Annotated in this window: 13 protein-coding genes and 2 tRNA genes; 12 read left to right on the top strand and 3 right to left on the bottom strand. The window is 72.8% G+C overall.

Features of this window, described 5'->3' with window-relative positions; translation table 11 throughout:
* The first annotated feature begins 8 nt into the window (after positions 1 to 8).
* From ACIQTO_RS00500 to ACIQTO_RS00475, 6 genes are all read left to right on the top strand, one after another.
* Complete coding sequence (locus ACIQTO_RS00500; protein ID WP_402380915.1) at positions 9 to 758, top strand: DUF3566 domain-containing protein; 750 nt, start codon at positions 9 to 11, stop codon at positions 756 to 758.
* Positions 759 to 1,025: 267 nt separating this feature from the next.
* Positions 1,026 to 2,411, top strand: a complete 1,386-nt coding sequence (locus ACIQTO_RS00495; RefSeq protein WP_402380913.1) for a class I SAM-dependent methyltransferase — start codon at positions 1,026 to 1,028, stop codon at positions 2,409 to 2,411.
* Between the two features lie 16 nt (positions 2,412 to 2,427).
* Positions 2,428 to 2,504 (top strand) — tRNA-Ile (locus tag ACIQTO_RS00490).
* 136 nt (positions 2,505 to 2,640) lie between these two features.
* The gene (locus ACIQTO_RS00485; protein WP_402380910.1) at positions 2,641 to 2,937 is read left to right on the top strand and encodes a DUF6191 domain-containing protein; all 297 of its coding nucleotides are present in this window, start codon (positions 2,641 to 2,643) and stop codon (positions 2,935 to 2,937) included.
* A gap of 276 nt (positions 2,938 to 3,213) precedes the next feature.
* Positions 3,214 to 3,342, top strand: a complete 129-nt coding sequence (locus ACIQTO_RS00480; protein ID WP_014137031.1) for a DLW-39 family protein — start codon at positions 3,214 to 3,216, stop codon at positions 3,340 to 3,342.
* 190 nt (positions 3,343 to 3,532) lie between these two features.
* Positions 3,533 to 3,605, top strand: a tRNA-Ala gene (locus ACIQTO_RS00475).
* An 88-nt stretch (positions 3,606 to 3,693) separates the two neighbouring features.
* On the opposite strand, the gene ACIQTO_RS00470 is transcribed toward ACIQTO_RS00475, so the two are convergent.
* Positions 3,694 to 4,578: a DUF5324 family protein gene (locus ACIQTO_RS00470; RefSeq protein ID WP_402380907.1), complete on the bottom strand. Its 885-nt coding sequence runs from the start codon at positions 4,576 to 4,578 to the stop codon at positions 3,694 to 3,696.
* 274 nt (positions 4,579 to 4,852) lie between these two features.
* On the opposite strand from ACIQTO_RS00470, the gene ACIQTO_RS00465 reads away from it, so the two are divergent.
* Positions 4,853 to 5,758 (top strand): rhomboid family intramembrane serine protease, encoded by a 906-nt coding sequence (locus tag ACIQTO_RS00465; protein ID WP_402380904.1) that lies wholly within the window; start codon positions 4,853 to 4,855, stop codon positions 5,756 to 5,758.
* Positions 5,759 to 6,071: 313 nt separating this feature from the next.
* Here the strand turns inward: ACIQTO_RS00465 and crgA are convergent, their stop codons facing one another.
* Entirely contained in the window at positions 6,072 to 6,320 is a 249-nt protein-coding gene (gene crgA / locus ACIQTO_RS00460; RefSeq protein WP_360632516.1) for a cell division protein CrgA, read from the bottom strand.
* Positions 6,321 to 6,492: 172 nt separating this feature from the next.
* Here crgA and ACIQTO_RS00455 point away from each other — a divergent pair, with 172 nt between their 5' ends.
* From ACIQTO_RS00455 to ACIQTO_RS00435, 5 genes are all read left to right on the top strand, one after another.
* Complete coding sequence (locus ACIQTO_RS00455; RefSeq protein WP_402380902.1) at positions 6,493 to 7,254, top strand: DUF881 domain-containing protein; 762 nt, start codon at positions 6,493 to 6,495, stop codon at positions 7,252 to 7,254.
* Positions 7,255 to 7,393: 139 nt separating this feature from the next.
* A complete protein-coding gene (locus ACIQTO_RS00450) occupies positions 7,394 to 7,570 on the top strand; it encodes a hypothetical protein (RefSeq protein ID WP_329488814.1) in 177 nt (58 codons plus the stop codon).
* A 55-nt stretch (positions 7,571 to 7,625) separates the two neighbouring features.
* A complete protein-coding gene (locus tag ACIQTO_RS00445) occupies positions 7,626 to 8,288 on the top strand; it encodes an aminodeoxychorismate/anthranilate synthase component II (protein ID WP_402380899.1) in 663 nt (220 codons plus the stop codon).
* Positions 8,289 to 8,293: 5 nt separating this feature from the next.
* Positions 8,294 to 9,460: a class E sortase gene (locus tag ACIQTO_RS00440; RefSeq protein ID WP_402380896.1), complete on the top strand. Its 1,167-nt coding sequence runs from the start codon at positions 8,294 to 8,296 to the stop codon at positions 9,458 to 9,460.
* A 55-nt stretch (positions 9,461 to 9,515) separates the two neighbouring features.
* Positions 9,516 to 10,343, top strand: a complete 828-nt coding sequence (locus tag ACIQTO_RS00435) for a class E sortase (protein WP_402380893.1) — start codon at positions 9,516 to 9,518, stop codon at positions 10,341 to 10,343.
* A gap of 231 nt (positions 10,344 to 10,574) precedes the next feature.
* On the opposite strand, the gene pknB is transcribed toward ACIQTO_RS00435, so the two are convergent.
* Complete coding sequence (gene pknB / locus ACIQTO_RS00430) at positions 10,575 to 12,725, bottom strand: Stk1 family PASTA domain-containing Ser/Thr kinase (RefSeq protein WP_402380890.1); 2,151 nt, start codon at positions 12,723 to 12,725, stop codon at positions 10,575 to 10,577.
* Positions 12,726 to 12,950 lie beyond the last annotated feature (225 nt).

The following is a 12,950-nucleotide window of genomic DNA, read 5'->3' as shown; positions in this document are numbered from 1 at the left end:
GAGGACCAGTGAGTGGAGCCACGGGTGCTGCGGGAGGAGCCACCGGCGGCCGTCCGGGCGCAGCACAGGGCGGCGGGGGCTACGGGGTGCCGCAGCCGCCGGCCGAGCACCCCTCCGCGTCCACCTCGCTGATGCCACCGGTCGGTGCGGCGGGCCAGGGCGGCGGAGGGACCTACGGGGGCCAGCCGACTCCCCCGCCGCCGGGTGCCCCGGCGTCGGGCGCGAACGGGTTCTCGCAGCCGACGACGTACACCAAGGGGCAGCCGACGCCGCCCCGGGGCACCCGGACGGGCGGCAACACCCCGCCCGGCGGCACGCCCGTCCCGGGCGGGGTCCCGCGCCGGCCCGGCCCCGCGCCGGCCGCCGGGGGTTCCGGCCTCGGCCGGACCCGCAAGGCCCGGCTGCGCATCACCAAGGCCGACCCGTGGTCGGTGATGAAGGTCAGCTTCCTGCTGTCGCTGGCGGTCGGGATCATCATCATCGTCGCGGCGGCGGTGCTGTGGATGACGCTGGACTCGCTCGGGGTCTTCGACTCGCTGGGCAAGACCCTCAAGGAGGTCACCGCCGGCGAGGCCGCCAACAGCGGCATCAACCTGATGGACTACATCGGGTTCGGCAAGGTGATGACCTTCACCTCGCTGATCGCGGTGGTGGACGTGGTGCTGCTGACCGCGCTCTCCACGCTCTCGGCGTTCATCTACAACGCGGCGGCCGGCTTCACCGGCGGCATCGAGCTGACCCTGGCCGAGGAGGACTGATCCCGGTCGCGCCGGCCGGAGTCTGACTTCCGGTCATATCTTCGTCCGCAGACGGAATGTGCGGGCCCCGGACGCTGTTGCAGCCTCCGGGGCCCGTCGGCGTTTCGGGTGACAGCCGGTCCCCGCGGCGTGCCGCCCGGTCGGGCGTCCGTCGCGGTGGGATTAGCTGGACGCGCTCGTGCCGAGTTTCCGATCGCCGCTGGCCGCCCCCGGTCCGACCGGCCGGGCAGGTACGGGTGTGCAGGTTCGGCTGGACGGAGGCGCGCGATGGCTCAGCTCGCAAGGCAACTTGTCGAGGCCCTGGAAGGGCTGCTGGGGGTCCCGGTACCGCTGCGGGTGCAGTTGTGGGACGGCAGCGCCGCCGGGCCGCCGGGGGCGCCCACGGTGGTGCTGCGCAACCGGCGGGCGCTGCGCCGGCTGCTCTGGCAGCCGGGGGAGCTCGGGCTGGCCCGCGCCTACGTCTCGGGGGACTTGGAGCTCGCCCCCGGCACCGACCTCTACGAGGTGCTGACGGTGGTCGCGGACCTCGCCGAGCGCCCCGAGGTCCGCGGGCTGGCGCTGGGCCCGGCCGAGGTGGTCGGCCCCCGGGGCCGCCGGGCGCTGGGGGCCCTGCTGCGGGCCGGCGCGCTCGGGCCGCAGCCCACCCCGCCGCCGGAGGAGGCCGGGAGGGTCCGCGGGCGGCTGCACAGCCGCAGCCGGGACCGCGCGGCCATCAGCCACCACTACGACGTCGGCAACGACTTCTACGGGCTCGTGCTGGGCTCGTCGATGGTGTACTCGTGCGCCTACTGGGAGCCCGCCGCGAAGAGCCTGGAGGCGGCCCAGGAGGCCAAGCTCGACCTGATCTGCCGCAAGCTCGGCCTGCGCCCCGGGATGCGCCTGCTGGACGTCGGCTGCGGCTGGGGCTCGCTGGTGCTGCACGCGGCGCGGCACTACGGCGTGACGGCGGTCGGCGTCTCCATCTCGGCGGAGCAGGTCGCGCTCGCCCGCCGGCGGATCGAGGAGGCCGGCCTGGCCGACCGGGTCGAGATCCGTCTGCAGGACTACCGGGAGATCCCGGACGGCCCGTTCGACGCGATCTCCAGCGTCGGCATGGCCGAGCACGTCGGCTCCGAGCAGTACCGGGTCTACGCCGAAGCGCTGTACGGCCTGCTGGAGCCCGGCGGCCGGCTGCTCAACCACCAGATCGCCCGCCGCCCCGACCACCCGGGGGAGCAGTACCGGCTCAGCCCGTTCATCGACCGCTACGTCTTCCCGGACGGCGAGCTCTCCCCGGTCGGCTCCACCGTGGCCCGGCTGGAGGAGGCCGGTTTCGAGGTCCGTGACGTCGAGTCGCTGCGCGAGCACTACGCGCTGACGCTGCGCGAGTGGGTGGCCAACCTGGAGGCGCACTGGACGGAGGCGGTCCGGCTGGTCGGCCGCGGCCGGGCCCGGGTCTGGCGGCTGTACATGGCGGCCTCCGCGCTCGCCTTCGAGGAGAACCGGATCGGGATCAACCAGGTGCTCGCGGTCCGGACCGGCCCCGGGGGCGCCGCCCACCTTCCGGCGACCCGGGAGGAGTGGCTGCTCCGCCGCCCCACCGCCTCCCACCAGCGGACTGCCGCCGCGGCCCCCGCCGATCAGGATTTGGGAGATCGGCGGTCGGTCCGCTAATCTTTCAGTGCGGCAAGGGCCTATAGCTCAGACGGTTAGAGCGCTTCCCTGATAAGGAAGAGGCCACAGGTTCAAGTCCTGTTAGGCCCACCACCGCGAAGGGCCCGGAGCGATCTCGCTCCGGGCCCTTCGGCGTTCCCGCGGCCGTCGGGGAACCACGGGCCCGTTCCGGGGGTTGTCCGGGGAGGGCCAGTGGAGAGATGGTGGTGGTATGGCGCTGTTCTGGGCAATGAGCATCCCTGGATTGGTCTGCGCGCTGGTCGCGCTGGCCTTCGTCGACCAGCTGGCGCTGCGGGCGCGCAGGTCGCGCTGGATCCCCTGGCGGGGGACGGGTCGTGAGGGGCAGGTCTCGGCGACCGGCTTCGAGCAGCTGCACGCGCAGTTCGCGGCGGGCAAGCAGAACGAGCTGGACGAGCGGCGCAGCACCCTGATGCTGCGGGACGAGGAGGGCGAGGGCGCCCCGCCGCGGACCAGGGTGGACCTGGCCTCCGGTACCGCCGTGGTGGTCCCGCCGCCCCGCGGGTGACCGCGCCGGGGCGTGCCGGGGGCGGTCCCCGGGCCGGTCCGGAGCGGCCCGACCGTACGACAGAAGGTACGGCGTCAATCCTGCCGCCGGACGCCTTGGTTGGCGGCAGCGGTGGCTGGTCACGATTGGGACACCGGTGTGTATCATCGGCCGCAAGGGCAGTCTGGCACCCGGCAGCCCGTTCGTGCTCGTAACAACTCATGGACTCGTCGGCCCGGCCAATCCGGTCGGGGCACGGCTGTTGAGTCCGATACGCAAGAAGGACGAGGTCCCGCGGTGAAGAAGCTTCTCCTGGTCGCCCTGGTCGCCCTCGGCGGCTTCTTTGTCTACCGTCAGGTCCAGGCGGACCGCGCCGAGCAGGACCTGTGGACCGAGGCCACCGACCCGGTCCCGGCCGGTCGCTGAGGCCCCGGACGATCTGACGATCGACGATCTTCGGAGGCGCCGCACGGCGCCTCCCGGGCCGGCCGGCCCGGTCGGGTGACCGGGTCGGCCGGCCTTCGGGCACCGGCCGGGCACGAGTGTCGGGACAGGGCGTGGGATTCGCGCCGGGACCCGGTACGCTAGTGCCCGGCGGTACACGCGGTGCCGTCGAGGGGCTTTAGCTCAGTTGGTAGAGCGCTGCCTTTGCAAGGCAGATGTCAGGAGTTCGAGTCTCCTAAGCTCCACAGCGCAACAACACGGACGAACAGCCGATCGGCCGCTGACCTGAACCCGGGTCAGCGGCCGATCGGCGTTCCGCGCGGGTGCGGCCGGTCAGTGCGGCTTGCGCGGGTCGTGCGGTTTGGGGTGGTCGTCCTCGTGGGCCGGCCCGCCGGCCGGCCGCGGGCCCGGCTCGGGGGCGGTGCCGCCGGACTGCGCCGGGGCGTCGGTCCCGGCCGTGGAGCCGTTCAGCGGGCTCGTGGTGGTGCCCGGCGCGGTGCTGCCGCCCGCCGGTCCGTCGCCCGTGGCGTGGGAGCCGCCGGGGCCCTGGGGCGAGGCGATGGCGGGGTCGGGGTCGGCCGGGTCGCGCTCCCCGTTCGGCGGCTCGACCAGCCACTCGGGGTTGCTCTGGTGGCGCCACCACTGCCAGACCAGGATGCCGCTGCCGATCGCGACGGCGCCCGCCACGGCGAGGCCGGTGGCCCAGCCGTTGCGCCGCTCCTTCTTGATGTTCCGCGCGGCGAGCGCGCTGATCTCGGCCGAGGTGACGTGACCCTGCAGCGCGGTCAGCGCGGCGGCGCCGCGGGCCTGGGCCTCCTGGGCGACGGGGGTGACGCCGGCGCGGGCCTCCTCGACCACGTGGGTGACCCTGGGGACCACGGTGGACCGGGCCTGGTCGGCGGCGCGGATGGTGGAGAGCCGGGCCGCCAGGGCGGCCTCCTGGGCCCGGTGCAGGGCCTTGAGGGTGCTCTTCTGGGCTTCGGGGGGCAGGCTGGCGAAGGCGTGTTCGAGCTGCGGGGCGATGTGCTTGACGTACTGGACGCGGGCGTTCTGGGCCGCCTGGGAGGCCTTCGGCCCGATGGCGTCCACAGCGGGGCCCAGCCGCTGCTTCGCGCCGTCCGCGAGGTGCGCCGCGGTCTCCTTGGCGGTGGCGGCGTAGGGCGCGAGAGTGTCCCGGGTCTTGCCGGCCGTCTCACGAGCTGAGTCCAAACGGGTCACGAGTCTCTCCTCCTGGTGGCGTCCTTTATGCACATATCCACCTGAATGCTGATCATGCATCCTGATTTGTCCGACAGCATTCCGGAGTGGGCCGTACGCGGGGCGCGGTCCCGGGGACGGGACGGTCCGCCCGGCCCGGTGCGCGGGGACCGGATCCGGCCGGTGGAGATCGCTCGGCGCCGACCCGCCGCAGTACGCTGGCGATCCCGGTGCCACCCGTACGGCGGGTGCCGGCGGGGCCGCGCAGCCGACGTAGGAGAAGGGGTTACCGCTGATGCTCCCGGACGAGTCCAGGCCGCCCACGGACAAGGAGCCGCGGCCGGACGGGGGGTCCGGACCGCGTCGCTGCTACCGGCACCCGGACCAGGAGACCGGCATCGGCTGCTCCCGGTGCGACCGGCCGATCTGCCCCCGGTGCATGGTGAACGCCTCGGTGGGCTTCCACTGTCCGGAGTGCGTCGCCGGGGACAGCCGGCAGGTGCGGCAGGCGACCACGCGGTTCGGCGGGCAGCTGAGCGCGGACGGCGCGCTGGTCACCAAGGTCCTGATCGGGATCAACCTCGCGGTGTTCCTGCTGGCCGCCTACGTGCTCACGCCGTGGCTGTCCGAGGACCTCTCGCTGTTCAGCGTCGGCCCGCAGATCACCGGCTTCCCGTACGGCGTCGCGGCCGGCCCGGACCAGTGGTACCGGCTGTTGACCGCGACCTTCCTGCACGTCGCGCCGTGGCACATCGCCACCAACATGGTGATGCTCTGGGTGATCGGCCCCTCGTTGGAGGCGGCGCTCGGCCGGCTCCGCTTCCTGGCGGTCTACCTGCTGTCGGGCCTGGCGGGCAGCGCCTTCGCCTTCCTGGTGGCCGGCGGCTTCATGAACTCGCTGGGGGCCTCCGGCGCCGTCTTCGGGCTGCTCGGCGCGACCGTGGTGATGTACAAGCAGACCAAGGCCCCACTGGGACCGGTGATCGCGCTGCTGGTCTTCAACCTGATCGTCACCTTCTCGGTGGCCGGCATCGACTGGCGGGCGCACATCGGCGGGCTGGTCGCCGGCACGCTGACCGCGATCGGGCTGATGTACGCGCCGCGGGAACGCCGGGCGGCCGTCCAGGCGCTGACGGTGGCGGGGGTGGCCGGCCTGATCGTGTCGATGGTCCTGATCGGAACGGCCCGCTACGGCGGGTGACCCTCCCGGACGTTTGTCCACAGCGGGTGGGGGGTTGTGCACAGCCTGTGCGACCGCAGCTCTGTGGACTGTTGTTCTACGCGTGTCCTGCTGTGCGGATTCGGCATTCGGGGGAGGGCGTGCGGGAGTGCGGACGGGGCGCCCGACGCGAGTTATCCACAGGCCGGGGAGACTTTTCCCCAGTGTGGATAACCATGTGGATAAGCGCGATAAGAGGGATAACCGTCGAGCGGTATCCGGACACACCACAGCGCCGCCCCGCGGAACGAGTCCCGGGGCGGCGGGGAGAACGCTCAGGGCAGCAGCCCCGGCGTCACTTCCACTGCGTGGAGACGCCGAATCCTGCCGCGATGAAGCCGAAGCCCACCAGGATGTTCCAGTTGGCCCAGCTCTCCACCGGCCAGCTGCCGCTCGTCACGTAATAGGTGACGATCCAGACCAGACCGACCAGGAACAGTGCCAGCATCAGTGGGGCTACCCAGCTTCGGCCCGAGCTGATCTTCACCGTGGCCGTCGTCGGCGGGGTGTAATCGGACTTCTTGCGGAGTCGAGACTTCGGCACGAGGAGCTCTCCTGTCGATGCGCTGTGAGACCGCGCAGGGGTTCAGCGGGTGGGGCGGCTGGTGGTGGCGGCTGTGGGAGAACGTTAGGGGAACCGATCCCGCACATGCCACCGGCGTCCGTTAGCGTAGTGGCTCGGCGGGTCTGAAGGAGATAAGGGTACGGTGCCTAATTTGTCGATTCCTCCTCGGCCTGCCCGCTCCCGTGCCGCCGGCACCCGAATTGTCGGCCGTGCCCTGACCTGCGCCGTCTTCGCGCTCGCCGGTCTGCTCTTCTACATCAGCGCGCAGACCGCCCGCGGGACCGATCTGCGGACCGACAACTCGCTGCTGAGCCTCGGCGACGTGATACGCCAGCGCAGCTCGCAGAACCAGCAGTCCCAGGCGCAGCTCGCCGACCTCCAGGCGCGCTCCCAGGCGCTCACCGACGGGCAGGGCCGCAGCCCCGCCGACGCCGCCCGGCTGACCGCCCTCCAGCAGGCCGCCGCCCTGGAGCCGCTGCAGGGGCCCGGACTGACCGTCACCCTCAACGACGCCCCGCCGAATGCCACCGCGCGCATCCCCGGGGTGCCCGAGCCCGGCGTCAACGACCTGGTCATCCACCAGCAGGACATCCAGGCGGTGGTCAACGCGCTCTGGCGGGGCGGCGCCGAGGGCGTCCAGGTGATGGACCAGCGGCTGATCTCCACCAGCGCCGTCCGCTGCGTGGGCAACACCCTGCTGCTCCAGGGCCGGGTGTACTCACCGCCGTACGTGGTCAAGGCGGTGGGACGTACCGACGCGCTGCGGGCGGCCGTGGACGCGGACCCGACGATCCGCAACTACCTGCAGTACGTGCAGGCGTACGGGCTGGGCTGGAAGGTCCAGGAGAGCGGCGAACTCGCCCTGCCCGGCTACTCCGGCACGGTCGACCTGCGCTCGGCCGGGGGCCAGTGACCGGCGGCCGGTGACCGCCGGCGCGACCGCCGGGCGGACCGGCCGGGCGCAACGGGTGGGCGTCGGCGGGGAAGCCCGCCTCACGCGCCCGGATCACGGGTCTACTCTTGACCCCAGTCTGTTGCGTCGAGGGAGCACCATGTACGGCTGGATCTGGCGACACCTTCCGGGGCACCCCCTGGTCCGGGCCCTCATCTCGCTGCTCCTCGTCCTGGGGGTGGTCTACCTCCTGTTCACGTACGTCTTCCCGTGGGCGGAACCGCTGCTCCCCTTCGGCGACGTCACAGTGGACGGCGACGGCGGCGCCGCCGGCTGACCCGGCGGGTCCTGTTCCTCCCCCAGTCCCCGCAGCCCACGGAGATAGCGCGCGAATGACCACCCAGCTGACCTCGCCCCGCATCCTGGTCGTCGACAACTACGACAGCTTCGTCTTCAACCTGGTCCAGTACCTCTACCAGCTCGGCGCCACCTGCGAGGTGGTGCGCAACGACGAGGTGACGGTCGAGCACGCGGTGCGTCGCACGGGCGACGAGGGCTTCGACGGGGTGCTGCTCTCCCCCGGACCGGGCGCGCCCGAGGAGGCCGGGGTCTGCGTCGACATGGTCCACCACTGCGCGCGGATCGGGCTGCCGGTCTTCGGCGTCTGCCTCGGCCTGCAGTCGATCGCGGTCGCGTACGGCGCGGTGGTCGGCCGGGCGCCCGAGCTGCTGCACGGCAAGACCTCGCTGGTGGAGCACGAGGACGGCGGGGTGTTCGAGGGCCTGCCCTCGCCGCTCACCGCGACCCGGTACCACTCGCTGGCGGTCGAGCCGGCCACCGTGCCGGACGAGCTGGTGGTGACCGCCCGGACCGGGAGCGGTGTGATCATGGGCCTGCGCCACCGCGGACTGCCGGTCGAGGGCGTGCAGTTCCACCCGGAGTCGGTCCTCACCGAGGGCGGGCACCGGATGCTCGCCAACTGGCTCGCGGAGTGCGGCGATCCGCAGGCCGTCGGCCGTTCGGCCGGGCTCGCCCCGGTGATCGGCCGGGGCTGACCGGCATGACCGCCGTGCGTCCGGAGGGGCGTTACCAGTCGGGGGCGGATCCGCAGGGGGCCGACGAGTACGGCCGGGGCGGCCGGCACCGGCAGCCGGGCCCGCAGTACGGCGGCCGGGGCCCGTACCCGCCGGACAGCCAGTACCAGCAGTACGACCCCTACGGGGCGCAGTCGGCGGGGCCGGGCGTTCCGGAGCAGGGCGGGGCCGAGGACGGCTGGGGCGTCTACGAGCAGGCCGGGCAGCCCGCTCCGGGGGGCCCGGCGCACCCGGACCAGCCCGAGTACCCCTGGCTGGCCGACCAGACGCTCCAGTTGCGGCTCCCGGCCCTCGCCGAGGGCGAGGCCGCGCCGCCGGTCGGCGGCCGAGCCGAGCGCCGGCGTGCCGCGCGGGGCCGGATGTCCGTGCGCTCGGGCGGCGGGCGCCGCCGGGCGGCCGGTGGCGCCGCCGCGGGCCGGGGCCGGCCCAAGGAGTCGCCGGCCGTGGTGGTCGCGCGCCTCGTCGGCGAGCTGTGCATCACGCTCGGCCTGGTGATGCTGCTCTTCGTCTCCTACCAGCTCTGGTGGACCAACGTGCAGGCCGACGCGGCCGCCGACGGTGCCCGCAACCAGCTGGAGCAGCAGTTCGACGCGGCCCAGCCGGCACCCGGCGCGCCCGGTCAGCCCGCGCCGGACCCGGCCAAGCCGGAGACCTTCGAACCGGGCAAGGGCTTCGCGATCATCCACCTGCCCAAGCTGGGCCTGAAGTTCCCGATCGCCGAGGGCACGTCCAAGTCGGCGGTGCTCGACAACGGTCTGGTCGGCCACTACACCGGTACCGGGATGCCGGCCGACAAGGCGGGCAACTTCGCGCTGGCCGCGCACCGCAACACGCACGGCGAGCCGTTCCGGCACATCAACAAGCTCGGCAAGGGCGACAAGATCGTGGTGGAGACCTCCGCCGCGTACTACGTCTACGAGATCACCGGCGGCATCCCGGAGACTCCGCCGTCCAATGTGAGCGTGATCAAGCCGGTGCCCAACGGCTCCGGCTACAGCCAGGCGGGCCGCTACATCACCCTGACCACCTGCACCCCGGAGTTCAGCTCCAAGGCGCGGCTGATCATCTTTGGCAAGATGATCGAGGAACGGCCACGGAGCCAGGGCAAGCCGCCCGGCCTCACGGTCGGCTAGCGACCGCGGCGGACGGCCGCCGCACCGGTTGTCCAGCGAGCGAGGGGGAGTACAGGTGATCCAGGAGGAGACGGCGGCGGAGGCGTTCCCGCCGCCCGAGCCCGCCCGGCGGCGGGGCCGGAGCCGGGCGCTGGCCGCGCTCGGCGTCTTCGGCGAACTGCTGATCACCCTGGGCCTGGTGCTCGGCCTGTTCGTCGCCTACTCGCTCTGGTGGACCAACGTGGAGGCCGACGCGGCCGCCTCGCGGGCCTCCGACCGGCTGCGCAGCGCCTGGGCGGCGGGGCCGACGGCGAGCGCTCCCCCGGCCGCCCCCGGCACCCCCGGCACCCCCGGCACCCCCGGCACCCCCGGCGCTCCCGATCCCACCGCGTCACCCGGCCCGGCCTTCGCGGCGGGCGACGCGGTCGGCTTCCTGCACGTGCCCGCGATGGGCAGGGACTACCAGGTGCTGATCCGGATGGGCACCGACGCCGACACCCTGGCCGAGGGCGTCGCCGGGGTGTACGAGCAGCCGTACCGCGCCGCGATGCCCTGGGACGCGAGCGGCAACTTCGCGCTGGCCGCCCACCGGGACGGCCACGGGGCGAAGTTCCACGACCTCGACGCCGTCCACAAGGGCGCCGCGATCGTGGTCGAGACCAAGGACAAGTGGTACGTCTACAAGGTCGACAGCACCCTGCCGGAGACCTCCAAGTTCGACACCGGCATCGTCGCCCCCGTCCCCAAGGGCTCGGGCTACCAGGGGCCTGGACGGTACATCACCCTGACGACCTGTACGCCGGTCTACACCTCGCGCTACCGGATGGCGGTCTGGGGCAGCCTGGTGCGGGTGGACGACATGGACGCCCGGCGTACGCCGCCGCCCGAGCTGCGCCGGGGCTGACCGGCCGGGGCCCGGAAGGGCGGCCCGAGCGGCCCGGCGGCCCCGGGTGGGGTACGACCGGCCCGGTACGCCCCGAGCGGGCCCGGAGAGCGGCCTGGACGGCCCGGACGGGCTCGGCTCGGCGGGAGGGCCGGTACCCGGGGGCGGAGAACGGCGGAGGGGCCCGCCGCAGCCGTGCGTACCGGCTGTGGCGGGCCCCTCGGGTTCACCTAGAACCAGGGGAACCAGGGGCTAGGGGTTGTTCCCCCCTTTGGTGGGGCTGGTGGCCGGTGAGCTGGGGGGGTTGGAGTCCCCTTTGGCATCGGCCGGCCGGGTGACCAGGCTGATCGAGGTGTTCGGGTCGACCTGGGTGCCGGCGCCCGGCATCGAGGACAGCACCAGGGCGTTCGGGTCCTGCGGGCCCAGGGTGACGCTGTAGCTCAGGCCGAGGGCCTTCAGCTGCTTGTCGGCCTCCTTCAGCGTGAGGTTCTGCAGCGGCGGGACCTGGATCTTGTCGGGGGCCTTGAAGATCGTCAGGGTGATCTTCGAGTTGGCCGGGGCCTTGCTGTTCGGCTGGAGCGACTGCGAGGCGACGGTGTTGACCTTGGTGGGGTCGTTGGTCGCGGTCGTCTTCGAGGCGTCGACCTGGAAGCCGGCGCTCTCCAGGGCCGCCTGCGCGGCCTCCTTCTGCTGGCCGACCACACCGGGGACCTGGACCTTGGTCTTGCCCTGGGAGATCGTCAGCTTCACCGGCGCGGTCGGGTCACCCGGGGCGCCTCCCGCCGGGTCCTGGGCGGTGACCTGCTCCTGCGGAACCGTGTCGTCGTCCTTGTACTCGGGGGCGGGGATGTTGGTGAAGCCGGCGTCGTTGAGCGCCTTGACCGCCTGGTCCTTGGTCTTGCCGACGACGTTCGGCACGCTGGCCTTGGCGGGACCGGAGGAGAGCTGCACCGTGATCGTGGCGGTCTCCGCGATCTGGCCGCCGGCCGCCGGGGTCTGGGCGCAGACCTGGTCCTTCTTGATGGCGGCGTCCGGGCAGGCCACCTTCTCGCCCTCGGTCACCACCAGCTTCGGGCCGGTCTGCGCGGCCAGCGTCTTGGCGTCCGCCAGGCTCTTGCCGACCAGGCTCGGGGCGACGACCTTGACGGCTTCCTTCTTGTCGTCGCCCTTCTTGTCGCCGAACATCGCCTGGGCGACGAAGAAGGTGCCGACCAGGACCAGCACGGCGGCGATCGCCAGCACGATCCAGGAGGTGTTGCTCTTCTTCGGCGGCTCCTCGCCGCGCCGGCCCCCGCCGCGGCCGTAGCCGTCGTCGTTGCCACCGCCGCCCGGGGCACCGGAGTAGGTCTGGCCGTAGCCGTCGTCCTGGTAGCCGGGCTGCTGGCCGTACCCGGGCTGTCCGCCGGCCTGCGGCAGCATGGTGGTCGGCCCGCCGCCGGGGTGCTGCGGCAGCATGTTGGTCTGGCCGTACGGGTCGTGCTGCGGGTAGCCGTTCTGGTCGTAGCCGTACCCGGCCGCACCGCCCATGCCGTACGCGGCGGCCTGCTGGGCGGCGGCCACCGGCAGGCCGTCGAGGAAGCGCTCGATGTCGTCGCGCATCTCGTCGGCGCTCTGGTACCGGTAGTCGCGGTCCTTGGCGAGCGCCTTCAGCACGATCGCGTCGATCTCGGGGCGCACCTCGGGGTCGAAGGCGGACGGCGGCTGCGCCTCCTCCCGGACGTGCTGGTAGGCCACCGCCACCGGGGAGTCGCCGACGAACGGCGGGCGCACGGTCAGCAACTCGTACAGCAGGCAGCCGGTGGAGTAGAGGTCCGAGCGGGCGTCGACCTGCTCACCCTTGGCCTGCTCGGGGGAGAGGTACTGGGCGGTCCCGATGACGGCGGAGGTCTGCGTCATGGTCATCCCGGCGTCGCCCATCGCCCGGGCGATGCCGAAGTCCATGACCTTGACGTTGCCCTGCCGGGTCAGCATCACGTTGGCGGGCTTGATGTCGCGGTGCACGATGCCGGCCCGGTGCGAGTACTCCAGGGCCTGGAGGATGCCGATGGTCATCTCCAGCGCCCGTTCCGGCAGCAGCCGGCGGCCGGAGTGCAGCAGCTCCCGCAGGGTGGACCCCTCGACGTACTCCATCACGATGTACGGGATGGAGATGCCGTCGATGTAGTCCTCGCCGGTGTCGTACACGGCGACGATCGCGGGGTGGTTCAGTGATGCCGCGGACTGCGCCTCACGGCGGAAGCGGGCCTGGAAGGACGGATCGCGGGCCATGTCGGCCCGGAGCGTCTTCACGGCGACGGAACGGCCGAGCCTGGAGTCATGGGCGAGGTACACCTCGGCCATGCCGCCGCGCCCGAGGACGCCGCCGAGCTCGTACCTGCCGCCTAGGCGACGAGGCTCTTCCATAGTTCCGACCCTCTCCCTCACCCGCCGGTGAGGTTGTGACGTAGGTGTCCCCGCACGCTCTGAGTGACGCCGGACCGGCCCCGGATGGTTCTGCGATCAGGACCGTTCGACGTCTCGCGGGCGGCAACGGGCACACCCGCTGCTGCGGATACGCTACCGGTCGCACCGCGCCGGACCGGAGTCGGCCGTCGGCCGATACCAGACCGGTATCCGGACGGCGGGGCC

Source organism: Kitasatospora sp. NPDC091207, assembly GCF_044768625.1.
GTDB lineage: Bacteria > Actinomycetota > Actinomycetes > Streptomycetales > Streptomycetaceae > Kitasatospora.
The sequence above is the reverse complement of the archived record's forward strand: the minus strand, read 5'-3'. Positions and strand labels throughout refer to the sequence as shown.